This is a genomic window from Enterobacter sp. E14S (genome assembly GCF_055666685.1).
Map to the genome: position 1 here is coordinate 153,755 of NZ_JBVODQ010000008.1, position 24,362 is coordinate 178,116.

Here is a 24,362-nt window from a genome sequence, read left to right on the forward strand (position 1 = left end):
ATCACCGTGCAAAATGTTGATGTCGCCATCGTTGGCGGCGGTATGGTCGGACTGGCGCTGGCCTGTGGTTTACAGGGCAGCGGCCTGCGCGTGGCGGTGCTGGAGCAAAAGCAGCCTCAGCCCGTTGCGCCAGATGCCCCGCCGGAACTCCGCGTCTCAGCAATCAATGCCGCCAGCGAGAAATTGCTGACGCACCTTGGCGTCTGGGCAGATATTGTGGCGCAGCGCGCCAGCTGCTATCACGGCATGGAAGTCTGGGATAAAGACAGCTTTGGTCATATTGCTTTTGATGATGAAAGCATGGGCTATAGCCATCTGGGTCATATCGTCGAAAACGCGGTGATCCACCACGCGCTGTGGCAGAAAGCGCAGCAGTGCAGCGACGTGACGCTGATTGCGCCTGCGCAGGTCCAGCAGGTGGCATGGGGCGAAAACGAGGCGTTTATCACCCTGCAGAGCGGCGATATGCTGACCGCCCGTCTGGTTGTCGGTGCTGACGGTGCTAACTCCTGGCTGCGTAATAAAGCCGATATCCCGCTGACCTTCTGGGACTATCGTCATCACGCTCTGGTCGCGACGATCCGCACCGAAGAGCCGCACGGCGGCGTGGCGCGCCAGATTTTCCACAACGACGGCATACTGGCGTTCCTGCCGCTTGCCGATCCGCACCTGTGCTCGATTGTCTGGTCCCTGGTGCCTGAAAAAGCCCAGCTGATGCAGGAGGCGACGCCGGACGCCTTTAACCAGGCGCTGTGCATGGCGTTTGATAACCGCCTTGGCTTGTGCACCCTTGAAAGCGAGCGGCAGGTGTTCCCGTTAACCGGCCGCTACGCGCGTCAGTTTGCGGCGCACCGTCTGGCGCTGGTGGGGGACGCGGCGCATACCATTCATCCACTGGCAGGGCAGGGCGTCAACCTTGGCTTTATGGACGCGGCGGAGCTGGTTGAGGAACTGCGTCGCCTGCATCGCGAAGGCAAAGATATCGGTCAGCATCTCTACCTGCGTCGCTACGAGCGCAGCCGCAAGCACAGTGCGGCGATGATGCTGGCGGGAATGCAGGGTTTCCGCGAGCTGTTTGCCGGCGCAAATCCGGCGAAAAAACTGCTGCGCGATATTGGTCTTAAACTGGCCGATACGCTTCCTGGCGTCAAACCTCAACTTCTTCGCCAGGCGATGGGTCTTAACGATCTTCCCGACTGGTTACGCTAATCTCGATCCCTGTCACACTTTATTTTCCCGGCCTCTGCGCCGGGGAAATTCCCTCGTTTGAAATATTCTAATTTCACGTCTTTTTTCGCATTAGATAATCTAATGTCGTGTTTTTCTCGTTACGGAAATTCGGCCCGTTTTTCCGCACGAAATATCACCATGTGCTAAATCCTGTTAGATCATTGTTAATTTTGTGCGGGGTTAATCGCATTTTTCCAGTGAATAACTCTGTAGGCTTTTTAGCGTTTTTTGGTCATAAGCTAATGTGATGACCCGTTTTACCTTATGGTTAACCGCCGGTTTCGGTGGTAAGTTCGGGTAAAAGAGAACGTTTGCGTCGGCGCCAGGTAACGGGGCCGACACCGGGTTTCACGGTGAATTTTTCAACGAGGACAAGATGGCTCAACAGACTCCTTTGTACGAACAACACGTGTTATGCGGCGCCCGCATGGTGGACTTCCATGGCTGGATGATGCCGCTGCACTACGGCTCGCAGATTGATGAGCACCACGCGGTGCGCACCGATGCCGGTATGTTCGACGTGTCCCACATGACGATTGTCGATCTGCGCGGTAGCTGCACCCGGGAGTTTTTGCGTTATCTGCTGGCAAACGACGTCGCCAAACTGAAAACGCCGGGTAAAGCGCTCTATACCGGCATGCTGAATGCCTCGGGCGGCGTGATTGATGACCTTATCGTCTATTACTTCACTGAAGATTTCTTCCGCCTCGTTGTCAACTCCGCCACCCGCGAAAAAGACCTCTCCTGGATCACCCAACACGCCGAACCTTATGCCATCGACATCACCGTCCGTGACGACCTGTCGCTGATCGCCGTACAGGGGCCGAACGCGCAGGCGAAAGCCGCGTCTCTGTTTAACGACGAGCAGCGCAAAGCAACCGAAGGCATGAAGCCGTTCTTCGGCGTGCAGGCGGGCGATCTGTTTATCGCCACCACCGGCTACACCGGTGAAGCGGGCTACGAAATTGCGATGCCGAATGAGAAGGCCGCTGATTTCTGGCGTGCGCTGGTGGAAGCGGGCGTGAAGCCTGCGGGTCTGGGCGCGCGCGATACGCTGCGTCTGGAAGCGGGGATGAACCTCTACGGTCAGGAGATGGATGAAGGCATCTCTCCGCTGGCCGCCAACATGGGCTGGACCATCGCATGGGAACCGGCTGACCGTGACTTTATTGGCCGTGAAGCGCTGGAGATGCAGCGCGAGAAGGGCACTGAACAGCTGGTGGGTCTGGTGATGACCGAGAAGGGCGTGCTGCGCGGTGAACTGCCGGTGCGCTTCACCGATGCCGACGGCAATCCTCGCGAAGGCGTGATCACCAGCGGTACCTTCTCCCCGACGCTGGGCTACAGTATTGCACTGGCACGCGTGCCGGCGGGCATTGGCGAAACGGCGGTGGTACAAATCCGCAACCGCGAAATGCCGGTCAACGTGACCAAACCGATTTTTGTTCGCGCCGGTAAGCCGGTCGCCTAATCATTTTTATCAGGAGAACTTCAATGAGCAATGTGCCAGCAGAACTGAAATACAGCAAAGAACACGAATGGCTGCGCAAAGAGGCGGACGGCACTTACACCGTAGGGATCACCGAGCACGCGCAAGAGCTGCTGGGTGACATGGTGTTTGTTGACCTGCCTGACGTGGGCACGACCGTTAGTGCGGGCGACGACTGCGCCGTGGCGGAGTCCGTAAAAGCGGCATCTGACATCTATGCCCCTGTGAGCGGCGAAATCGTTGCCGTCAACGACGCGCTGAGCGATTCGCCAGAGCTGGTGAACAGCGAGCCTTATGAAGGCGGCTGGATCTTCAAGATCAAAGCCAGCGACGAATCTCAGGTTGCCGCGCTGCTGGATGCGACCGCGTACGAAGCACTGTTAGAAGACGAGTAATCGTTTATCCCCCTCTCCTTTCGGGAGAGGGCAGGGGCGAGTGCCCATCTTCCCCTCACCCTAACCCTCTCCCAGAGGGAGAGGGAACTTAAATTCACTGCACGTTTCAGGAACCATCGCTCATGACACAGACTTTAAGCCAGCTTGAAAACCGTGGCGCCTTCATTGAACGTCACATTGGGCCGGATGCTCAGCAACAGCAGGAGATGCTGAAGACAGTTGGCGCGGATTCATTAAACGCACTGATCGGCCAGATTGTGCCAAAAGACATCCAGCTTGCCACGCCGCCTCAGGTGGGGGAAGCCACCACGGAATTCGCCGCGCTGGCGGAGCTGAAGGCTATTGCAGGCCTGAACAAGCGCTATAAGTCTTACATTGGCATGGGCTACACCAACGTGCAGTTACCGCCGGTTATCCTGCGCAACATGCTGGAAAACCCGGGCTGGTACACCGCTTACACCCCGTACCAGCCGGAAGTCTCTCAGGGCCGTCTGGAAGCGCTGCTGAACTTCCAGCAGGTGACGCTGGATCTGACCGGTATGGATATCGCCTCCGCCTCGCTGCTGGATGAAGCGACCGCCGCCGCCGAAGCAATGGCGATGGCAAAACGCGTGAGCAAGCTGAAAAATGCCAACCGCTTCTTTGTTGCGGCGGACGTGCATCCCCAGACGCTGGACGTGGTGCGCACCGCGCGGAAACCTTCGGCTTTGACGTGATCGTAGACGACGCTGACAAAGTGCTGGATCACCAGGACGTCTTCGGCGTGCTGCTGCAGCAGGTGGGGACAACGGGCGAAGTACACGACTACGGCGCGCTGATTGCCGAGCTGAAATCCCGCAAAGTGGTTGTCAGCGTTGCCGCCGATTTTATGGCGCTGGTGCTGCTGACGGCGCCGGGTAAACAGGGCGCAGATATCGTCTTCGGTTCAGCGCAACGCTTCGGCGTGCCGATGGGCTACGGCGGCCCGCACGCGGCGTTCTTCGGCGCGAAAGATGAATTCAAACGCTCTATGCCAGGCCGCATCATCGGCGTCTCAAAAGACGCTGCCGGTAACACCGCGCTGCGCATGGCGATGCAAACCCGCGAGCAACACATCCGCCGCGAGAAAGCGAACTCCAACATCTGTACCTCCCAGGTGCTGCTGGCAAACATCGCCAGCCTGTACGCCGTGTTCCACGGCCCGGCTGGCCTGAAACGCATTGCCAGCCGAATTCACCGTCTGGCCGATATTCTGGCCTGCGGTCTGCAGCAGAAAGGCCTTAAGCTGCGCCACGCTCACTACTTCGACACCCTGTGTGTGGAAGTGGCGGACAAAGCGGCCGTGCTGGCGCGCGCGAATGCAGCAGAGATCAACCTGCGCAGCGACATCCACAACGCCGTCGGCATTACGCTGGATGAAAGCACCACCCGCGACGATATCCTGAACCTGTTCAGCGTGTTACTGGGTGACGCGCACGGTCTGGAAATTGATGCGCTCGACAAAGAGGTCGCGCTCGACAGCCGCTCCATTCAGGAAAGCATGCTGCGTAACGATGCGATCCTGACGCATCCGGTGTTTAACCGCTACCACAGCGAAACCGAGATGATGCGCTATATGCACTCTCTGGAGCGCAAGGATCTGGCGCTGAACCAGGCGATGATCCCGCTGGGCTCCTGCACCATGAAGCTGAACGCCGCGGCGGAGATGATCCCGATCACCTGGCCTGAATTCTCCGAGCTGCACCCGTTCTGTCCGCCAGAGCAGGCGGAAGGTTATCATATGATGATCAACCAGCTTTCCGACTGGCTGGTGAAACTGACCGGTTATGACGCGCTCTGCATGCAGCCGAACTCCGGCGCGCAGGGCGAATACGCGGGTCTGCTGGCGATCCGTCACTATCACGAAAGCCGCAACGAAGGTCACCGCGATATCTGCCTGATCCCAAGCTCCGCCCACGGTACCAACCCGGCTTCTGCGCAGATGGCGGGCATGGAAGTGGTGGTGGTGGCGTGCGATAAGAACGGCAACATCGATCTGGTCGACCTGCGTGCGAAAGCCGAGCAGGCGGGCGACAAGCTCTCCTGCATCATGGTGACCTACCCGTCTACCCACGGCGTGTACGAAGAGACTATCCGTGAAGTGTGCGAAGTGGTGCACCAGTTCGGCGGTCAGGTTTACCTCGACGGCGCGAACATGAACGCTCAGGTGGGCATTACCTCTCCGGGCTTTATCGGCGCGGACGTGTCGCACCTGAACCTGCACAAAACCTTCTGCATCCCGCACGGCGGTGGCGGCCCGGGCATGGGCCCAATCGGCGTGAAAGCGCACCTGGCACCGTTTGTACCGGGCCACAGCGTGGTGCAGATTGAAGGTATGCTGACCCGTCAGGGCGCGGTCTCTGCGGCACCGTTCGGTAGCGCCTCTATCCTGCCAATCAGCTGGATGTACATCCGCATGATGGGCGCGGAAGGGCTGAAGCAGGCGAGCCAGGTGGCGATCCTGAACGCCAACTATATTGCGACTCGCCTGAAGTCTGCCTTCCCGGTGCTCTATACCGGCCGCGACGGTCGCGTGGCGCACGAGTGCATCCTGGATATTCGTCCGCTGAAAGAAGCGACGGGCATCAGCGAGCTGGATATTGCCAAGCGTCTGATTGACTACGGCTTCCACGCGCCAACCATGTCGTTCCCGGTTGCGGGTACGCTGATGGTTGAGCCGACCGAGTCTGAAAGCAAGGCCGAGCTGGACCGCTTTATCGACGCAATGCTGGCGATCCGCATGGAGATCGACCGCGTGCAGGACGGCGAATGGACGCTGGAAGATAACCCGCTGGTTAACGCTCCGCACACCCAGCATGAGATGGTTTCCGAGTGGAACCACGGTTATTCCCGCGAGCTGGCCGTCTTCCCGGCAGGCGTGGCAAACAAATACTGGCCGACCGTGAAGCGTCTCGATGACGTCTACGGCGACCGTAACCTGTTCTGCTCCTGCGTGCCGATGAGCGAATACCAGTAATATTATTGGTGTAGTCATAAAGGCCGGGTAAGGCGAAGCCGCCACCCGGCTTTTTTATTGGGAGAAGCGAATGGCAATAGCACTGGTCACCGGCGCCAGCCGGGGCATTGGAAAAGCCACCGCGCTGCAGCTGGCGCGCGAAGGCTACACCGTGGCGGTGAACTATCACCACAACATTAAAGCCGCGACGGACGTGATCAACCAGATCGTGGAAGAGGGCGGTAAAGCGTTTGCCGTCCGCGCGGATATCAGTGATGAAGCCCAGGTGCTGGCGATGTTTGACAGCCTCGATCGTGAAGGCGAGCCGCTTCGTGCGCTGGTCAATAATGCGGGCATTCTGTTTGAGCAATCCACTATCGAGAACCTCTCCGCTGAGCGCATTAACCGCGTCCTGGCGACCAACGTCACGGGCTACTTTCTCTGCTGCCGGGAAGCGGTAAAACGCATGTCCTTCAGGCATGGCGGCAAGGGTGGGGCGATAGTGAACGTCTCTTCCGCCGCGTCGCGCCTGGGCGCGCCGGGTGAATATGTGGATTATGCCGCGTCCAAGGGGGCGGTCGATTCGCTGACAACCGGGCTATCGCTGGAAGTGGCGGCGCAGGGCATTCGCGTCAACTGCGTGCGTCCGGGTCTAATTTATACCGATATTCATGCGTCCGGCGGAGAGCCGGGGCGAGTGGATCGCGTGAAATCGTTGCTGCCGATGCAGCGCGGCGGCCAGCCGGAAGAGGTGGCGCAGGCGATTGTCTGGCTGCTGAGCGAGAAGGCGTCGTACGTAACGGGCAGTTTTATTGAGTTGGCGGGCGGGAAGTAAACCCCTCACCCTAACCCTCTCCCAAAGGGAGAGGGGATCAAGCGTAGCGCCGCCCGGCGTTACGGCGTTAAAGTTTCTCGCCGTTGCTGGCAATCACTTCCTTATACCAGTTAAAGCTCTTCTTGCGTGAACGCGACATGTCGCCCGTGCCGTCGTCGTGCTTGTTCACGTAGATAAAGCCGTAGCGCTTGCTGTACTGGCCGGTGGTGAACGACACGCAGTCGATGCAGCCCCATGGCGTATAGCCCATCAGATCCACGCCGTCGTGCGTCACGGCTTTGATCATCTCTTCCACGTGGGCACGCAGGTAGTCGATGCGATAGTCGTCGTTGATGCTGCCGTCTTCTTCCACCTTATCGTAGGCGCCGAACCCGTTTTCCACGATAAACAGCGGTTTCTGATAACGCTCGTACAGTTCGCACAGGGAATAGCGCAGGCCTACCGGGTCAATCTGCCAGCCCCAGTCGGACGCCTTCACGTGCGGGTTCGGCACGCTGCCTTCGAAACCGGAAATCGCATCGCCGGTACCGCCTTCCGCTTTCACCGCGTTGGTCATGTAGTAGCTGAAACCTAAGTAGTCGCAGGTACCTTCACGCAGGATCTGCTCGTCGCCCGCGTCCATTTTTACGGAGAAGCCGCGGCGCTCCCACTCGTTCAGCACGTAGGACGGGTAGTATCCGCGCAGCTGGACGTCGGTAAAGACATAACGCTCGCGCATGGATTCCTGGGCGAACATCACGTCTTCCGGTTTGCAGGAGAACGGATAGAGCGCCACCATGGCCAGCATGCAGCCGACTTTCATCTCAGGGTTGATGCGGCGCGCGGCTTTCACCGCCAGGGCGCTGGCCACAAACTGGTGGTGCAGGACCTGGTACATGGTCTCTTCCGGATTGTCATGTTCGGTATAGACCACGCCCGAGCAGCAGTAACCGAACAGCGGCGCGCGCCAGTTACGCTGGTTATTGATTTCATTGAAGGTCATCCAGTATTTGACCTTGTTTTTGTAGCGCTCAAAGACCACTTCCGCGAAGCGCACAAAGAAATCGACCACTTTACGGTTGGTCCAGCTACCGTACTCCTGCACCAGGTGCAGCGGCATTTCGAAGTGGGAGAGGGTGATCACCGGTTCGATGTTGTATTTCAGCAGCTCGTCGAACATATCGTCGTAGAACTTCAGCCCCTCTTCGTTTGGCTGCGTTTCGTCACCTTTCGGGAAGATGCGCGTCCAGGCTATAGAGGTGCGGAAGCACTTGAAACCCATCTCGGCAAACAGCTTGATGTCTTCTTTATAGTGGCCGTGGAAGTCGATGGCCTCGTGGTTAGGGTAGTATTTACCCGGCACTACTTCCTGGGTGATTTCGCGCGGGACGCCGTGCGCGCCGCCGGTCAATACGTCACAAATGCTTGGCCCTTTGCCGCCTTTGTTCCAGCCGCCTTCAACCTGGTGAGCGGCAACCGCGCCGCCCCATAAAAAATCTTTTGGTAAGGTTAATTTTTTCATCGCTGCTCTTCTCAATAAATGGCTTATTGGCATCGAGTCTAGCAAAGCGAAAATGAATGTCACGATATAACAATTCACAGTAAATGTGATTTGTTACATCAAAAAAACAGGGTGTTTTATTCTGTGAGTTTCTTCGCCAGTTTACGTCCGAGAGATTCCAGAATATAAATGACGGGAATTTGCGTGGTGATGTCGTAGACGCCTGCAATACGCGTCTGAGGAACATGCCAGGAGAGATTAAAGTCCGCCAGTTTTGCGAGACGCGAGTGCTCGTGGCTGGTTATCGAGAGCACCTTGCAGTGATGCAGGCTGAACTGGCTGGCGAAGCGCAGGATCTCCTCGGTCTCGCCCGAGACGGAGAGCACAATCGCCAGCGCATTTTTCGCCATATCGTTGGTGACCGGGAAATAAGGGTCATCAATATGGTTACTGAATTTACCGATATTAGAAAAGAAGCGTGCGCCATATTTTGCCAGCGAACCCGATGTTCCGGCACCGACAAATATAATTCGCTCTGACGATAAAATAATATCAACCGCCTTATCTAATAACGCATCGAACTCTTCATTATTCACGCTTTTAAAAAAGCTGATAATTTCGCTGGCACCGAAATTCGCCTGCTGGGGCTCGTTCTGTTCAAGATAAAGCTTAAAGCGCACCCGAAATTCAGAATATCCTTCGCAGTTAAGCTTGCGGCAAAAGCGCAGGATAGTCGTGGTTGAGACGTCTGCCGCATCCGCCAGCTCGCGGATGGTCATGTACATCACTTTGTCACGATTTTTTATGACATAGTTGTAGACCATCATCTCCAGGTTATTGAGACTGGCAATGGCGGAATGGGAGAACATGCTCACAATGGCTACACTCACTCATCAGACTTTTCTTCAGGGAATAATAACATGCAGCCAAACGACATCACTTTTTTTCAGCGCTTTCAGGACGACATCCTGGCCGGGCGTAAAACCATCACTATCCGGGATAAAAGTGAATCCCATTTCAAAACCGGCGATATCCTGCGGGTGGGGCGTTATGAGGATGATGGTTATTTTTGCACCATCGAAGTAACAGGAACGTCAACCGTTACGTTCGACACATTGACGCAAAAACATGCTGAACAGGAGAATATGACCCTGGATGCATTGAAAAGCGTGATCGCAGAGATCTACCCCAGGCAGGACCAGTTTTATGTGATTGATTTTAAACACCTCTAGTTAAAATCGAAACGCACGTTCGCTGAAATTAAAGTGTAACTGTCTGATTGTAATTTAGAAACGTTATGTTTAACTTTATTTTAGCTAACAGGTGTTCACTGGAATCATTCTCAGTTAGCATAGTTATGCGATGAATAATCATCTTTTGTTTTCCCGGAGTTTTGTATGGTGAGCAGACCATTAATCGCACAGGGATATTCGCTGGCTGAGGAAGTAGCCAACAGCATCAGCCACGGCATTGGCCTGGTGTTTGGGATTGTCGGTTTAGTGTTATTGCTGGTGCAGGCGGTGGACGCCAATGCCAGCGCGATGGCCATTACCAGCTACAGCCTGTATGGCGGGAGTATGATCCTGCTGTTCCTGGCGTCGACGCTGTATCACGCGATCCCGCATCAGCGGGCTAAGATGTGGCTCAAGAAATTTGACCACTGTGCTATCTATCTTCTGATTGCGGGCACCTACACACCGTTTTTGCTGGTGGGGCTCAACTCACCGCTGTCGCGTGGCCTGATGATTGTTATCTGGAGCCTGGCACTGCTGGGGATCCTGTTTAAGCTGACCATCGCGCACAGGTTTAAGGTGCTGTCACTGGTCACCTATCTGACAATGGGCTGGCTGTCGCTGATTGTGGTGTATCAACTGGCGGTCAAACTGTCGGTAGGGGGCGTGACGCTTCTGGCCTTAGGTGGCGTGGTGTACTCGCTCGGCGTGATTTTCTACGTCTGCAAGCGCATCCCATACAACCATGCCATCTGGCACGGCTTTGTGCTCGGCGGCAGCGTATGCCACTTTTTGGCGATCTATTTGTACGTGGGGCAGGTGTAGTTTTTTCCACCGTGCGAGCGGTTGCCCTCACCCCGGCCCTCTCCCACAGGGAGAGGGAGGGCACCTGGATACGATTACTCTTCTAACGAATATGGCAACGGCTCGATGCTCAGCGTGTTCGCATCGTCGCGCACGCGGAACACGCTGTCGGCTTCCATGTCGTTGTTCATGACGGCCTGTACCAAAAGACGTCCATCATCCAGCTGTACGGCGGCTAACACGGTGCCGGTGCGGCGCCAGTTATCACCCATCTTCAGCTCTAAGTCTTCACCCGCTTCAGGTACACGGCTGGCATGGCCCGCCAGCGTCCACAGCGCACGTTTGTTTGCGCCGCGGAATTTTGCACGCGCCACCATCTCCTGGCCGGTGTAACAGCCCTTTTTAAAGCTGATACCCCCCAGCGCCTGCAGGTTCGTTGCCTGAGGAATAAACTGCGCGCTGTTTGCTGCGTCAATCACCGGCAGACCCGCTTCGATGTTCAGCGCCAGCCACTGCTGACTGTTGTTGAGCTGCGCTTCGCCGCGCAGCGCTTCGGTCACGCGTTCGGCTGTTGCCGCATCCGTGACTAACAGGAAACGCTCCGCCGGGTGTTCAAACCACAGGATGGAGGTCGCGCCTTCGCTGACCACCTGCTTTTCTGCATCCGGCAGTTCGCTGAAGAGATTTTTCAGCGCCGCACGCGCCTGAAAACCGGCCACTCCCAGCAGGACATGTTCGTCGTCCGGGGCGATAGTGACTTTGGAGAAGACCGCGTACTTCTTCAGCTCTTTGAGCTGGGCCTCTTGCAGGCTGCGGCGCTCAATAAAGGCAAAGCCGTCCTGACGGCGGAAGAGTCGCAGATTGCTCCACATTTTGCCTTTTGGGTCGCAATGCGCGGCCAGCAGGTGCTGGTGTTCGGTCATCTGACTGACGTCGGCGGTCACCTGGCCCTGCAGGTATTTTTCGGCGTCGGCACCGGTGAGTGTTGCCAGCGCCCAGTCATCAAGAGAAATAAGCGTCAGCGGCAGACGCGCAGAGGCGGCGGGCTGGCGAGGAGAAAATGGTGTATATGCCATAACGATATCCTGAATTGCTTAACGCTTTGATAATGCCTAATGGTAAAAGAGCCTGCAGGCAATGCAAGCGCTTTCAACAGGCCATTTGTGCCATAAACCGGTTATGCGTAGCGCTACGCAAAATAATGTAATCCGCTGTCTTTGTAGGGATTATTCTGGAAGCCTGCTCGGCGATCGCAATATTCCAGTAATGAAACGGTCAAAAACACGTTACACTAGCTGGTGTCCCCGTAGAGAAATAAAGAACACTGAACGGGGTACCGACTGTGCCAAACGTAATGCAGGAAACTGAACATGGATATTAACAACAAGGCCCGTATTCACTGGGCGTGCCGTCGCGGCATGCGTGAACTTGATATTTCCATCATGCCTTTCTTTGAATATGAGTATGACAGCTTAAGCGATGACGATAAGCGTCTGTTTGTTCGCCTGCTTGAGTCTGACGATCCGGATTTGTTCAACTGGCTGATGAACCACGGCAAACCCGCCGACACCGAGTTGCAACGGATGGTGCAATTAATTCAAACACGGAATCGGGAACGTGGTCCTGTGGCAATCTGATCTTCGCGTCTCGTGGCGCTCGCAGTGGATGTCTTTATTGCTCCACGGCCTGGTTGCGGCCTTTGTGTTACTGATGCCCTGGCCGCTGAGCTATACGCCGCTGTGGCTGCTGTTACTGTCGTTTGTCGTTTTTGACAGCGTTCGCAGCCAGCGTCGCATTAATGCCCGTCAGGGAGAGATTAAATTACTGATGGATTCCCGCCTGCGCTGGCAGGGTAGAGAGTGGGATATTCTCGGTATGCCCTGGATGCTCAACTGCGGCATGATGTTACGGTTACGCAAGGTGGACGGCGGGCGTTGCCAGCATCTGTGGCTGGCGGCTGACAGTATGGATGCTGCCGAATGGCGAGACCTGCGCCGGATGCTGTTGCAACAGACGACGCAGGGGTAATGCGCGTTAGCTAAACTTTTCAGCCATTTCGCCCAGAATCTGCTCGCACCAGCTTTGCAGGCGCTCATCGCTGAGATCGTACTGGTTGGTTTCATCCAGCGCGAGTCCAACAAACAGTTCGCCGTCGGCAATAATCGGTTTTTTACTGGTGAACTCGTAACCTTCGGTTGGCCAGTAGCCGATAAACGACACTCCTTTCGGCGCCAGCTTGTCATGCAGCATGCCGAGCGCGTCGAGGAACCATTCCCCGTAGCCCAGCTGATCCCCCATGCCGTACATGGCAATGATTTTGCCGTCGAGATTGACCGAGTCGAGTTGATCCCAGATGGCTTCCCAGTCTTCCTGTATCTCACCAAAATCCCAGGTTGGGATGCCAAGGATCAGGACATCGTACTGTTCCATCAGCGCGACCGCGTCATCTTTCAGGTTATGCAACGTCACCAGTTCCGGGCCAATGATGTCGCGAATTTTCTCTGCCGCCATTTCGGTGTAGCAGGTGCTGGAACCATAGAACAGACCAATATTCATCGCGTAACTATCTCAATTCTTGCTTTGACTATGCGCGTAGTGTACCAGAAACCGGTCGCAATCAGGCATAATGGCCTGACTGCAGAATCAAAGGGGCTGATGTGGAAAAGGATCTCGCACTGATCGAACAGTTTCTCGACGCGCTGTGGCTGGAGAAAAATCTGGCCGAGAATACCCTCAGCGCCTACCGTCGCGATCTCACCATGCTGGTGGAGTGGCTTGCGCACCGGGGATTATCCCTTGCGAGCGCGCAGCGTGACGACCTGCAGGCGCTGCTGGGGGAACGTATTGCTGGGGGCTACAAAGCCACCAGCTCCGCGCGTTTGCTCAGCGCCATGCGTCGGCTGTTCCAGCACCTCTACCGTGAGAAGATTCGCGAAGACGATCCCAGCGCGCTGCTGGCATCCCCTAAGCTCCCGCAGCGGCTGCCGAAAGATCTCAGCGAAGCACAAGTTGAGAGATTATTACAGTCACCGGCTGTTGACCTGCCGCTGGAGTTACGCGATAAAGCCATGCTTGAGCTATTGTATGCTACCGGCTTGCGCGTTTCGGAACTGGTTGGCCTGACGATGAGCGACATCAGCCTGCGTCAGGGCGTGGTGCGCGTCATTGGTAAAGGCAACAAGGAAAGGCTGGTTCCGCTGGGTGAAGAGGCGGTTTACTGGCTGGAAACGTACCTGGAGCATGGTCGTCCGTGGCTGCTCAATGGTACGTCTATCGACGTCCTGTTTCCGAGCCAGCGCGCCCAGCAGATGACGCGGCAAACGTTCTGGCATCGCATCAAGCATTACGCCACACTGGCGGGTATCGACAGTGAAAAGCTTTCGCCGCACGTATTGCGTCACGCCTTCGCGACGCATCTGTTAAACCACGGCGCTGATTTACGCGTGGTGCAGATGCTGCTGGGCCACAGCGATCTTTCCACGACGCAAATTTACACCCATGTCGCGACGGAACGCCTGCGGCAGCTACACCAACAGCACCACCCTCGTGCGTGAGTGCCGACGAATTGTAACAGGATCACATATGAAAAAGTCTATCGCGCTGTTCACCCTGCTGGCAGCCTCATTTACCGGTTTCGCCCATGCGGACGACGCCGCCATCAAACAGTCGCTGGCTAAGCTTGGCGTCACCGGCAGCGATATTCAGCCTGCACCGGTTGCCGGCATGAAAACGGTACTGACCAACAGCGGCGTGCTGTACGTCACCGAAGACGGCAAACACATTATTCAGGGGCCAATGTACGACGTGAGCGGCGCGCAGCCGGTGAACGTCACCAACCAGCTGCTGATGAAAAACCTGAACGCGCTCGAAAAAGAGATGATCGTCTATAAGGCGGCGCAGGAAAAACACGTTATTACCGTCTTCACCGACATCACCTGCGGCTATTGTCACAAGCTGCATGAAGAGATGAAAGACTACAACGCGCTGGGCATTACCGTGCGTTATCTGGCCTTCCCGCGCGCGGGCGTGCAGAGCCAGCCAGAGCAGGACATGAAGGCGATCTGGTGTGCGAAAGACCGAAACAAAGCGTTTGACGACGCCATGAACGGCAAAGGCGTTAAGCCGGCCTCCTGCGACATTGATATCGCTAACCACTACGCGCTCGGCGTGCAGTTTGGCGTGAGCGGTACGCCAGCGATTGTCCTGAGCAACGGCTATGTCGTTCCGGGCTATCAGGGACCAAAAGAGATGAAAGAGTTCCTCGACGCGCACCAGAAACAGTTTGGTGGTAAATAATCCGCGTGAAAGCCCCGATAAAATTGCGCCGCCGCGAGGCGGTTGAACCCGTTGATTTACCGGACGATCTCCCGGCGCTGCTTAAGCGCCTCTACGCCAGCCGCGGCGTGCGTCGCGCTGAGGATCTTGAACGCAGCGTGAAAGGGATGCTGCCCTGGCAGCAGCTGAGCGGTATCGAAAAAGCCGCTGAGATGCTCTACAACGCGCTTCGTGAGGGTACGCGGATTGTGGTGGTAGGCGATTTCGACGCCGACGGCGCAACCAGCACCGCGCTGAGCGTGCTCAGCCTGCGCGCGCTGGGCTGCGATAACGTCACGTATCTGGTACCGAACCGTTTTGAAGACGGCTATGGCCTCAGCCCGGAAGTGGTCGATCAGGCCCACGCCCGTGGTGCACAGATGATCATGACCGTCGATAACGGGATCTCCTCCCATGCGGGCGTCGATCATGCTCACGCTTTGGGGATCCCTGTGCTGGTCACCGATCACCACCTGCCGGGCGAAACGCTGCCGGATGCGGAAGCGATTATTAACCCCAACCTGCGCGACTGCGATTTCCCGTCGAAATCCCTCGCAGGCGTGGGCGTAGCGTTTTATCTGATGCTGGCGTTACGGACCCTGCTGCGCGATAAGGGCTGGTTCGACTCTCGCGGCATTGCCGTACCGAACCTTGCAGAATATCTCGATCTGGTGGCGCTGGGCACCGTCGCGGACGTGGTGCCCCTCGATACCAATAACCGTATTTTGACCTGGCAGGGCCTAAGCCGCATTCGGGCGGGCAAGTGCCGTCCGGGGATCAAGGCGCTTCTGGAGATTGCCAACCGCGATCCGCTCAAGCTGGCGGCAAGCGACCTGGGCTTTGCTCTCGGGCCGCGTCTTAACGCAGCCGGAAGGCTGGACGATATGTCCGTCGGCGTGGCGCTGCTGCTGTGCGACAACATCGGTGAAGCGCGCGTGCTGGCCAACGAGCTGGACGCGCTGAACCAGACACGCAAAGAGATTGAGCAGGGGATGCAGGCCGAAGCGCTGACCCTGTGCGAAAAGCTTGAACGCAGCGGCGATACGCTGCCGGGCGGCCTGGCGATGTACCATCCCGAGTGGCATCAGGGCGTGGTCGGCATTCTGGCGTCGCGTATTAAAGAGCGTTTCCACCGTCCGGTGATCGCGTTCGCCCCCGCGGGTGACGGCACGCTGAAAGGCTCTGGTCGCTCAATCCAGGGGCTGCACATGCGCGATGCGCTGGAGCGTCTCGATACGCTGTATCCGGGTCTGATGATCAAGTTCGGCGGCCATGCGATGGCGGCAGGCCTGTCTCTGGAAGAGGCGAAATTCGACGAGTTTCAGCGTCTGTTTGGTGAGCTTGTCACCGACTGGATTGACCCGGCCCTGTTGCAGGGGGAAGTGGTGTCCGATGGTGAGCTCTCACCGCTTGAAATGACGATGGACGTGGCGCAAATGCTCCGCGATGCCGGTCCGTGGGGGCAGATGTTCCCGGAACCGCTGTTTGACGGTCGTTTCCGTCTGCTGCAGCAGCGCATCGTCGGCGAACGTCATCTGAAAGTGATGGTCGAGCCTGTGGGCGGCGGACCGCTTCTGGACGGCATTGCCTTCAACGTCGATACCTCCATCTGGCCGGACAACGGCGTGCGCGAGGTCGAGCTGGCGTACAAACTGGACATCAACGAGTTTCGCGGTAACCGCACCCTGCAGATCATCATCGACAATATCTGGCCAATTTAGCGGCAGTAATCTCTATAAAAAAGGGCGTGGATTCGGTACAATCCCGCTCTTATCACCGCATTTTGACAAGTCCATAAAAGAAAACAGACCATGTTTGAAATTAATCCGGTAAAAAACCGTATTCAGGACCTCACGGAGCGCTCTGACGTTCTTAGGGGGTATCTTTGACTACGATGCCAAGAAAGAGCGTCTTGAAGAAGTAAACGCCGAGCTGGAACAGCCGGACGTCTGGAACGAACCTGAACGCGCACAGGCGCTGGGTAAAGAGCGTTCCTCTCTCGAAGCTATCGTAGATACGCTGGATCAAATGGCTCAGGGGCTGGAAGATGTTTCCGGTTTGCTGGAGCTGGCCGTCGAAGCCGACGATGAAGAAACCTTTAACGAAGCCGTGGCAGAACTCGACGTGCTGGAAGAGAAGCTGGCGCAGCTTGAGTTCCGCCGTATGTTCTCCGGCGAATACGACAGCGCTGACTGCTATCTCGATATTCAGGCTGGTTCTGGCGGCACCGAAGCGCAGGACTGGGCCAGCATGCTGACGCGTATGTACCTGCGCTGGGCAGAAGCGCGCGGCTTCAAAACCGAAATTATCGAAGAGTCTGAAGGTGAAGTTGCGGGTCTGAAATCCGTCACCATCAAGATCATTGGCGATTACGCCTACGGCTGGCTGCGTACCGAAACCGGCGTTCACCGCCTGGTGCGTAAGAGCCCGTTCGACTCCGGTGGCCGTCGTCATACCTCCTTCAGCTCCGCGTTTGTTTATCCGGAAGTTGATGAAGATATTGATATCGAAATTAACCCGGCGGACCTGCGTATCGACGTTTATCGCGCATCCGGCGCGGGTGGTCAGCACGTTAACCGTACGGAATCTGCGGTGCGTATTACCCACATTCCAACCGGGCTGGTAACACAGTGCCAGAACGACCGTTCCCAGCATAAGAACAAAGACCAGGCCATGAAGCAGATGAAAGCGAAGCTTTATGAACTGGAGATGCAGAAGAAAAATGCTGAGAAACAGGCGATGGAAGACAACAAGTCCGACATCGGTTGGGGCAGCCAGATCCGTTCTTACGTCCTTGATGACTCCCGCATCAAAGACCTGCGTACCGGGGTTGAAACCCGCAACACGCAGGCGGTGCTGGACGGCAGCCTGGACCAATTTATCGAAGCAAGTTTGAAAGCAGGGTTATGAGGAACCAACATGTCTGAACAACAAGCACAGGGCGCTGACGCGGTAGTCGATCTTAACAACGAACTGAAAACCCGCCGCGAGAAGCTGGCAGCGCTGCGCGAGCAGGGCGTGCCGTTCCCGAACGATTTTCGTCGTGACCATACCTCAGACCAACTGCACGCTGACTTCGACGCGAAAGAGAACGAAGAGCTGGAAGCGCTGAACGTTGAAGTGGCCGTTGCAGGCCGCATGATGACCCGTCGTATCATGGGTAAAGCCTCCTTCGTGACCTTGCAGGACGTGGGCGGCCGTATTCAGCTGTACGTTTCCCGTGACGACCTGCCGGAAGGCATCTACAACGAGCAGTTCAAAAAGTGGGACCTGGGCGATATCCTGGGCGCGAAAGGTAAACTGTTCAAAACCAAAACCGGTGAACTGTCTATCCACTGCACCGAGCTGCGTCTATTGACCAAAGCCCTGCGCCCGCTGCCGGACAAATTCCACGGCCTGCAGGATCAGGAAGCGCGCTATCGTCAGCGCTACCTGGATCTCATCTCTAACGATGAATCCCGCAAGACCTTCAAAATTCGCTCCCAGATCATGGCCGGTATCCGCCAGTTCATGGTCAACCGCGACTTTATGGAAGTGGAAACCCCAATGATGCAGGTGATCCCTGGCGGCGCGTCTGCGCGTCCGTTCATCACCCATCACAACGCCCTGGACCTGGACATGTACCTGCGTATCGCGCCGGAACTGTACCTGAAGCGTCTGGTGGTCGGTGGTTTCGACCGCGTGTTCGAAATCAACCGTAACTTCCGTAACGAAGGTATCTCCGTTCGTCATAACCCAGAGTTCACCATGATGGAACTCTATATGGCGTATGCGGATTACAAAGATCTGATCGAGCTGACCGAATCCCTGTTCCGCACCCTGGCGCAGGACATTCTGGGCACCACACAGGTTCCTTACGGTGAAGAAGTCTTCGACTTCGGCAAGCCGTTCGAAAAACTGACCATGCGCGAAGCGATCAAGAAATACCGTCCGGAAACCAACATGGCGGATCTGGATAACTTCGATTCTGCGAAAGCGATCGCCGAAAGCATCGGTATCAAGGTTGAGAAGAGCTGGGGTCTGGGGCGTATCGTGACCGAGATCTTCGAAGAAGTGGCCGAAGCGCACCTGATTCAGCCGACCTTCATCACCGAATACCCGGCTGAAGTCTCCCCGCTGGCGCGTCGTAATGACGAGAACCCGGAAATCACCGATCGCTTCGAATTCTTCATCGGCGGCCGCGAAATCGGCAACGGCTTTAGCGAGCTGAACGATGCTGAAGACCAGGCTCAGCGCTTCCAGGATCAGGTTGACGCGAAAGCCGCAGGCGACGACGAAGCGATGTTCTTCGACGAAGACTACGTGACCGCGCTGGAACACGGCCTGCCGCCAACGGCGGGCCTGGGGATTGGTATCGACCGTATGGTGATGCTGTTCACCAACAGCCACACCATCCGCGACGTGATCCTGTTCCCGGCGATGCGCCCGGTGAAATAAGTCGTTAAGATGTAAAAAAGCCCCGAAAGGGGCTTTTTTATTGCGCCGCGAAGGCTTTGAGTTTTTCGCGGGCGGTCGTCGCTTCCATCACCATCCACGGGCTAAAGGCCCAGGGCGTCGCGTCCAGCGCGCGGAATAACGCGTCCAGCTCAACCCACTGATAGTCCATCACTTCATCTTCGTTTATCTTCACGTCACTGGTGATTCGGGCAGCGAATACCGGGCAAATTTCGTTTTCCACGATCCCGGACGGGTCGGTTTCCCGATAGCGAAATTCAGGGGCGACGGCCGTGATATCGGACAGCTCAGCGCCCACTTCAAAGCGGCAGCGGCGGATTATCGCCTGTATCGTCTCTTCGCCGGACTGCGGGTGGCCGCAGACGGAGTTGGTCCAGACGCCGGGCCAGGCTTTTTTGGTTAAGGCGCGCCGGGTGATCAGACATTCGCCGTTTGCGTTAAAAAGCCAGGAGGAGAAAGCCAGATGCAGCGGGGTATGTAAGGTGTGCGCGGCATATTTTTCCTGAGTGCCAATCACCATTCCCTGGTCGTTTACCAAAATAACGTGTTCTTGAATACTCATTGATGCTCCAGTGCCAAAATGCCGAGTGGTTCAGCACCATCAGCCGGATCATTATACTGCATTCTTATACGAACGGTTTGGCGCGTAGAGCGGAAAAGGGCATGACCCATATTCGTTTTGGCTGTTATCATAGTGCGCCATTCACGCTGACCGAGGATCTGTTTTGTTTGCAGGAAGCCTGACGAGAAACCCCATCACCGCCATTTTTTGCCTGACGCTGACGCTATTGCTGGCGGGCTGTTCAGGGAGCAAATCTTCGGATATGGGCAGCTATTCCGGTTTGGTCTATACCGTTAAGCGCGGGGATACGCTGTACCGGATTTCGCGCGCAACGGGGACCAGCGTGAAGGATCTGGCGCGGCTGAATAACCTCTCTCCGCCCTACACCATTGAGGTGGGGCAGCAGCTGAAGGTGAGCGGCGGATCGTCCTCGGGTAAAAAATCCTCTTCGAAAGGCAAAACCGCCAAAGTGACGCCGTCCTATCAGGTGCCGCAATCGTCATGGCCGCCGGTTGGACAGCGCTGCTGGATTTGGCCTGCCAGCGGTAAAGTGGTCGCCCCTTACTCACTTTCTGAAGGTGGCAACAAGGGTATTGATATCGCCGCTGCGCGCGGTACGCCGGTTTATGCCTCCGGGGCAGGGAAGGTGGTTTACGTGGGTAACCAGCTGCGCGGCTACGGTAACCTGATCATGATTAAGCATGGCGAAGACTACATCACGGCCTATGCGCACAACGACACGATGCTGGTCAACAACGGGCAGAACGTCAAAGCCGGGCAGAAGATTGCCACCATGGGCAGCACCGGTACGGACGCGGTGAAGCTGCATTTCCAGATTCGCTATAAGGCGACGGCCATCGATCCGCAGCGTTATCTGCCTGCGCCCGGCAGCAAACCGAAGTGCTAAGTGATTATTTTATCGCCGGTTAGTTGTGAAGAGGCTTGTATGAAGGTGCGTAAGGTCTATAATGCCATACGCACCTCAAAGCGGGCGTAGTTCAATGGTAGAACGAGAGCTTCCCAAGCTCTATACGAGGGTTCGATTCCCTTCGCCCGCTCCAGTCTCCTGATAAATCAATAAGTTATTATTTATCAGTCAGTTACATTGTCCCGCTTTAGCAAGTACAACTTAAACCACTCATTGTTCTACACCCGCACCTGTCGCGTGATTGGTCTGAAAATATCTGCTTCTTTTCTCGTATCTTCGTTCCATTTGGCCTGGGGACCATAATGAACGTTTACCTGTACACCTGTTTTTCCCTGACTGATACCATTTGGTTTCATCTTCTTTCGCCGCAGCCTGATTGATTATCGTCAGCCAGCCAGCGATATTATTCGGCCTGAATTTATTAAATCGGTTCACACCTTATAAAAAATAAGACAAGTCAACACGGCGCGTAGAACGTAGACTACAGAAAAGATGCCGTCGTACGGAAATATATGCGACGGCAGACTGTTATCGTAAAAGCGTTTCCAGCTCGGTGATATTTCCTGAGGATAATATTGGCTGTATCGCGAGCAGTTTTTCTTCAGGAAGATCGTATATTTTTAACGCGAGCAGTCGGGCAATATCGTCTTCTGAAAAACGGTATTTAATAATGGTGGCCGGATTTCCGCCCACCACCGCGTAGGGCGGCACATCTTTGGTCACGATCGCACCCGCCGCTACCACCGCGCCTTCGCCAATGGTAACGCCGGGCATAATCATCGCCCGCATGCCGAGCCAGCAGCCATCCCCCAGCGTTGTATCGCCGCGTGACAGGTAGGCTTCCTTTATCGACTCCATAAAGGGATAAAGGCTGATCCAGTCCATGCGATGAGTGCTGTTCCCGCCCATCAGAATAACGCTCTCTGCGCCAATGCAGACGAAGTTACCGATAAATAATTTATCCAGCCGGCCGAGAGGTTCCCAGTCCCGGCTGACATCGTCGCCGAGCAAATAGCGCACCACGGAACGTTCAAATCCGTTGTCCCAGCAGTCGCTGTAATAACTGTGCGTACCTTTGATATGAATATTTGGATTGGTTACCGTCTGATGGAGATATTCCATTTTTGACCAGTGTTTCTCGGTCATGCTTTAAATCCTTTATTAATAATATTGCGAGACGTCATAATATATTAACCTTGTTTTTATCAATAAAGTTTACACAGGTTTACCCGACAACTCGCGCGTTTTACGCAGCCTGCTCACGCTAAACAACACCGATCCCGTTGAGGCTATCACGGCTATCCACAGCGCCAGATGCACGGCCCGGTCGTCAAGCGTTTGATGATCTGCCCCGGCAGTTGCGGCCAGCAGCACGCCCACCGCGGCGGCACCGAGACACTGGCCGAATGTCCTCACAATAGACAACACGCCGGAGGCGTAGCTGGCATATTCCCGCGCCACGTTAGAGAGCATCTCCCGGTTATTGGGGCTCTGGAAGCAGCCAAACCCAATTCCGCAAACCAGACTGCGCAGGCAGATATTCCATGCGGAAGGGCTGTCCGGCAACGTCGCCAGCAGGACCAGCCCACCGACAAAAATCATCAGCCCGATTGTCGAGATCAGCGGCGCGGAAATCGTATCTGCCCAGCGTCCCGCGTGCGGCGCGATCAGCACGATGCCGATCGGCCACGGGGTGAACAGCAGCGCGGAGACCACCGGGCTGTAGCCATACACGCTCTGAAACAGGAACGGCAGCGCAACAAAGGTGATGCCCTGGCTGACAAACGAGGCCAGCGAGGTCAGGGCGGCTAGGGTGAAGCGTCCGTTTTTGAACATGACGGGCGGCAGGATAGGACTTCGCGCGCGCCGAATCCGCCAGATAAAGGCGAGGGCGCTGACCAGCGCGAGTAGCCCCCAGCCTGTGGCCGCCTGGTTGATGTCTTGCGTCACGCTCTGAAGGCTGTCGGCCAGCATAATCGCTGAACCTAACAGCGCGGCGGAGAGCACGGCGCCCGGCGCGTCAAAGGGCGAGCGGTCAACGGCCGTTTCCCGCGGCAAGGCCCGCCACGCCAGCAGCAGGGCGATGCTGCCCGGAACAATGTTAATGGCGAACAGCCACTGCCAGCTCAGCGCGTCCAGTATGGTTCCTCCCAGCACGGGGGCAATCGCCGTGCTGGAGGCGATAAGCAGGGCGTGCAGCCCCAGAATGCGGCCAAGCAGTCGACCCGGAAAAACGGATCGCAGGATCGCCGGGGCGATACTCAGGGTGGCCGCGCCGCCGATGCCCTGCAGAATACGCATGCCGGTTAACATTTCCGGCGTTGCTGCCAGCGCGCAGCCGAGCGAGGTGAGCGTAAAGGTGGCAAGCCCGGCCAGAAACACCGGACGATAGCCCACGCGCGCCGCCAGCGCGGCGAAGATGGCTAGCGTCATTGCCGCTGACAGCAGGTAACCGTTGGCGAACCAGACCGCAACGTTCGCAGGAACCTGCATCGCCCTTGCCATGGAGGGCAGCGCGATGTTGATCATGGTGCCGTCAAAGACGCCCATCAGCGTGCTGGTCATGACGGCGGCCATGACCCGGGCGCGTTCATGACCGGGTAAGCCTTCATCGCCAGGCTGGTTTGAAAATAGCGTCATCGTCGTTACTCCGCATAAGAATAGTGATGACGAAACTATAATCATGCGGTATACAGGGCGGAAGACGCATCAGCTGCACTTAATCGTTGCATATAACGCCTTATCTTAGGAGCCACCGTGGCCGATCCTGACTTTAACCTTCTGGTTGCGCTTGACGTTCTGCTGGCCGAAGCCAGCGTGGCGGGCGCGGCGCGACGTTTGAACCTCAGCACCTCCGCCATGAGCCGCACCCTGAGCAGGCTGCGGGAGGTGACCGGCGATCCTATTCTTGTGCGGGCCGGTCGCCATATGGTGCTGACGCCATGGGCCGAAGCCACGCGGGACCGCGCCAGAAGCGCCGTGCATGAGGCGAGGGCAGTGCTACAGCCCTCCACCGACGCGCTGAAGGTGGAAAGTCTCGAGCGGCTGTTCACCATCAGAGCCAACGACGGCTTTGTGGTGGCTTTTGGGCCACTGCTTATTGCGGCGGTGGCGAGCGTTGCGCCCGAGGTGTGCATCCGCTTCTCGCCGAAACCGGAAAAAACCTCGCGCTATTTGCGTGAGGGGCTGGTCGACCTGGAGATCGGCGTGCAGAACAATATGGGGCCGGAAATACGGCTGCAACGGCTCTTTCAGGATCGGTTTGTTGGTGCGGTTCGCAAGGGACATCCGCTGTCATTTCAGCCTGAAGTCAGCCTTGACGATTATGTCGCGTGGGGCCATGTGGTGGCCTCTCCGAACGGATCCTTACATGGATCTGTCGATGACGCGCTGGCGGAACGGGGGATGAAACGCAAGATCGCCAGCGTGGTGCCCGGCTTTCCGACGGCATTATCCGTGGCGCTGGCGTCCGATCTGATTGCCATGGTGCCGGCGCTGTACCTGCTCAATCAGCCGATGAACGAGCATGTACACGTCTTTGAACTGCCGTTTAAAACCCGGACCATTACGGTTTCACAGATGTGGCATCCGCGCATGGAAAGGGACCCGGGGCATAGATGGCTCAGGGAAAAGGTGCTGGAAGTGTGTCGGGCCGTGCGCTGAC

22 protein-coding genes, 1 tRNA gene and 2 pseudogenes are annotated in these 24,362 nt (G+C 56.6%); 17 read left to right on the forward strand and 8 right to left on the reverse strand.

Annotated elements, in window-relative coordinates:
- Positions 1 to 6 precede the first annotated feature (6 nt).
- From ubiI to ACZ6J2_RS16635, 5 genes and pseudogenes are all read left to right on the forward strand, one after another.
- Positions 7 to 1,209, forward strand: coding sequence for an FAD-dependent 2-octaprenylphenol hydroxylase (gene ubiI, locus ACZ6J2_RS16615; RefSeq protein ID WP_214580512.1), 1,203 nt, complete (start codon positions 7 to 9; stop codon positions 1,207 to 1,209).
- 397 nt (positions 1,210 to 1,606) lie between these two features.
- Positions 1,607 to 2,701 carry a glycine cleavage system aminomethyltransferase GcvT gene (gcvT, locus tag ACZ6J2_RS16620; RefSeq protein ID WP_471726231.1) on the forward strand — a complete coding sequence of 365 codons (1,095 nt, stop codon included), beginning with the start codon at positions 1,607 to 1,609 and terminating at the stop codon, positions 2,699 to 2,701.
- A 23-nt stretch (positions 2,702 to 2,724) separates the two neighbouring features.
- Positions 2,725 to 3,114: a glycine cleavage system protein GcvH gene (gene gcvH, locus ACZ6J2_RS16625; RefSeq protein ID WP_008499718.1), complete on the forward strand. Its 390-nt coding sequence runs from the start codon at positions 2,725 to 2,727 to the stop codon at positions 3,112 to 3,114.
- 122 nt (positions 3,115 to 3,236) lie between these two features.
- A pseudogene (gene gcvP, locus ACZ6J2_RS16630) lies at positions 3,237 to 6,109 on the forward strand (aminomethyl-transferring glycine dehydrogenase).
- Between the two features lie 70 nt (positions 6,110 to 6,179).
- Positions 6,180 to 6,923, forward strand: coding sequence for an SDR family oxidoreductase (locus ACZ6J2_RS16635; RefSeq protein ID WP_471726232.1), 744 nt, complete (start codon positions 6,180 to 6,182; stop codon positions 6,921 to 6,923).
- A gap of 67 nt (positions 6,924 to 6,990) precedes the next feature.
- Here the strand turns inward: ACZ6J2_RS16635 and bglA are convergent, their stop codons facing one another.
- Positions 6,991 to 8,424, reverse strand: coding sequence for a 6-phospho-beta-glucosidase BglA (gene bglA / locus ACZ6J2_RS16640; RefSeq protein ID WP_471726233.1), 1,434 nt, complete (start codon positions 8,422 to 8,424; stop codon positions 6,991 to 6,993).
- A gap of 116 nt (positions 8,425 to 8,540) precedes the next feature.
- Positions 8,541 to 9,272, reverse strand: a complete 732-nt coding sequence (locus ACZ6J2_RS16645; RefSeq protein WP_032660101.1) for a MurR/RpiR family transcriptional regulator — start codon at positions 9,270 to 9,272, stop codon at positions 8,541 to 8,543.
- A 51-nt stretch (positions 9,273 to 9,323) separates the two neighbouring features.
- Between ACZ6J2_RS16645 and yqfB the strand changes: the two genes are divergently transcribed.
- Both yqfB and trhA read left to right on the forward strand, forming a co-directional pair.
- Positions 9,324 to 9,635, forward strand: coding sequence for a N(4)-acetylcytidine aminohydrolase (yqfB, locus tag ACZ6J2_RS16650; protein ID WP_471726234.1), 312 nt, complete (start codon positions 9,324 to 9,326; stop codon positions 9,633 to 9,635).
- Between the two features lie 165 nt (positions 9,636 to 9,800).
- Positions 9,801 to 10,460: a PAQR family membrane homeostasis protein TrhA gene (gene trhA, locus ACZ6J2_RS16655; RefSeq protein WP_023309101.1), complete on the forward strand. Its 660-nt coding sequence runs from the start codon at positions 9,801 to 9,803 to the stop codon at positions 10,458 to 10,460.
- A gap of 74 nt (positions 10,461 to 10,534) precedes the next feature.
- Here trhA and ygfZ read toward each other — a convergent pair whose 3' ends face one another.
- Positions 10,535 to 11,515 (reverse strand): tRNA-modifying protein YgfZ, encoded by a 981-nt coding sequence (gene ygfZ, locus ACZ6J2_RS16660; RefSeq protein ID WP_471726235.1) that lies wholly within the window; start codon positions 11,513 to 11,515, stop codon positions 10,535 to 10,537.
- A 294-nt stretch (positions 11,516 to 11,809) separates the two neighbouring features.
- Between ygfZ and sdhE the strand changes: the two genes are divergently transcribed.
- Together sdhE and ACZ6J2_RS16670 are read left to right on the forward strand one after the other, a co-directional pair.
- Positions 11,810 to 12,076, forward strand: coding sequence for an FAD assembly factor SdhE (gene sdhE / locus ACZ6J2_RS16665; RefSeq protein ID WP_010435322.1), 267 nt, complete (start codon positions 11,810 to 11,812; stop codon positions 12,074 to 12,076).
- Positions 12,057 to 12,467 (forward strand): protein YgfX, encoded by a 411-nt coding sequence (locus ACZ6J2_RS16670; RefSeq protein ID WP_471726236.1) that lies wholly within the window; start codon positions 12,057 to 12,059, stop codon positions 12,465 to 12,467. Before sdhE ends, ACZ6J2_RS16670 begins: the two co-directional genes overlap by 20 nt.
- Positions 12,468 to 12,473: 6 nt before the next feature.
- Here the strand turns inward: ACZ6J2_RS16670 and fldB are convergent, their stop codons facing one another.
- A complete protein-coding gene (fldB, locus tag ACZ6J2_RS16675) occupies positions 12,474 to 12,995 on the reverse strand; it encodes a flavodoxin FldB (protein ID WP_023309099.1) in 522 nt (173 codons plus the stop codon).
- A gap of 101 nt (positions 12,996 to 13,096) precedes the next feature.
- On the opposite strand from fldB, the gene xerD reads away from it, so the two are divergent.
- From xerD to lysS, 5 genes are all read left to right on the forward strand, one after another.
- The gene (gene xerD / locus ACZ6J2_RS16680) at positions 13,097 to 13,993 is read left to right on the forward strand and encodes a site-specific tyrosine recombinase XerD (RefSeq protein ID WP_023309098.1); all 897 of its coding nucleotides are present in this window, start codon (positions 13,097 to 13,099) and stop codon (positions 13,991 to 13,993) included.
- Between the two features lie 28 nt (positions 13,994 to 14,021).
- On the forward strand, positions 14,022 to 14,735 hold the full coding sequence (dsbC, locus tag ACZ6J2_RS16685) for a bifunctional protein-disulfide isomerase/oxidoreductase DsbC (RefSeq protein ID WP_202771235.1): 714 nt from the start codon (positions 14,022 to 14,024) through the stop codon (positions 14,733 to 14,735).
- Positions 14,736 to 14,740: 5 nt separating this feature from the next.
- The gene (recJ, locus tag ACZ6J2_RS16690; RefSeq protein ID WP_109844606.1) at positions 14,741 to 16,474 is read left to right on the forward strand and encodes a single-stranded-DNA-specific exonuclease RecJ; all 1,734 of its coding nucleotides are present in this window, start codon (positions 14,741 to 14,743) and stop codon (positions 16,472 to 16,474) included.
- 90 nt (positions 16,475 to 16,564) lie between these two features.
- A protein-coding gene (prfB, locus tag ACZ6J2_RS16695; RefSeq protein ID WP_096151315.1) for a peptide chain release factor 2 occupies positions 16,565 to 17,663 on the forward strand; the annotation gives its coding sequence in 2 pieces (ribosomal slippage) (positions 16,565 to 16,639 and positions 16,641 to 17,663; 1,098 coding nt in all).
- A 9-nt stretch (positions 17,664 to 17,672) separates the two neighbouring features.
- Positions 17,673 to 19,190, forward strand: coding sequence for a lysine--tRNA ligase (lysS, locus tag ACZ6J2_RS16700; protein ID WP_023309094.1), 1,518 nt, complete (start codon positions 17,673 to 17,675; stop codon positions 19,188 to 19,190).
- A 37-nt stretch (positions 19,191 to 19,227) separates the two neighbouring features.
- Here the strand turns inward: lysS and idi are convergent, their stop codons facing one another.
- Positions 19,228 to 19,770, reverse strand: a complete 543-nt coding sequence (gene idi, locus ACZ6J2_RS16705) for an isopentenyl-diphosphate Delta-isomerase (RefSeq protein ID WP_471726237.1) — start codon at positions 19,768 to 19,770, stop codon at positions 19,228 to 19,230.
- A 163-nt stretch (positions 19,771 to 19,933) separates the two neighbouring features.
- Between idi and actS the strand changes: the two genes are divergently transcribed.
- Together actS and ACZ6J2_RS16715 are read left to right on the forward strand one after the other, a co-directional pair.
- Positions 19,934 to 20,677, forward strand: coding sequence for an amidase activator ActS (actS, locus tag ACZ6J2_RS16710; RefSeq protein ID WP_471726238.1), 744 nt, complete (start codon positions 19,934 to 19,936; stop codon positions 20,675 to 20,677).
- Between the two features lie 80 nt (positions 20,678 to 20,757).
- Positions 20,758 to 20,831 (forward strand) — tRNA-Gly (locus ACZ6J2_RS16715).
- 118 nt (positions 20,832 to 20,949) lie between these two features.
- Here ACZ6J2_RS16715 and ACZ6J2_RS16720 read toward each other — a convergent pair.
- The 3 genes and pseudogenes from ACZ6J2_RS16720 to ACZ6J2_RS16730 all read right to left on the reverse strand — a co-directional run.
- Positions 20,950 to 21,027 (reverse strand): annotated as a pseudogene (locus tag ACZ6J2_RS16720) (accessory colonization factor AcfC); the annotation flags it as partial.
- Positions 21,028 to 21,226: 199 nt separating this feature from the next.
- Positions 21,227 to 21,844 (reverse strand): CatB-related O-acetyltransferase, encoded by a 618-nt coding sequence (locus ACZ6J2_RS16725; protein ID WP_471726239.1) that lies wholly within the window; start codon positions 21,842 to 21,844, stop codon positions 21,227 to 21,229.
- A gap of 69 nt (positions 21,845 to 21,913) precedes the next feature.
- The gene (locus ACZ6J2_RS16730; RefSeq protein WP_471726240.1) at positions 21,914 to 23,338 is read right to left on the reverse strand and encodes an MFS transporter; all 1,425 of its coding nucleotides are present in this window, start codon (positions 23,336 to 23,338) and stop codon (positions 21,914 to 21,916) included.
- A gap of 117 nt (positions 23,339 to 23,455) precedes the next feature.
- On the opposite strand from ACZ6J2_RS16730, the gene ACZ6J2_RS16735 reads away from it, so the two are divergent.
- Positions 23,456 to 24,361: a LysR family transcriptional regulator gene (locus ACZ6J2_RS16735; protein WP_471726241.1), complete on the forward strand. Its 906-nt coding sequence runs from the start codon at positions 23,456 to 23,458 to the stop codon at positions 24,359 to 24,361.
- Position 24,362 lies beyond the last annotated feature (1 nt).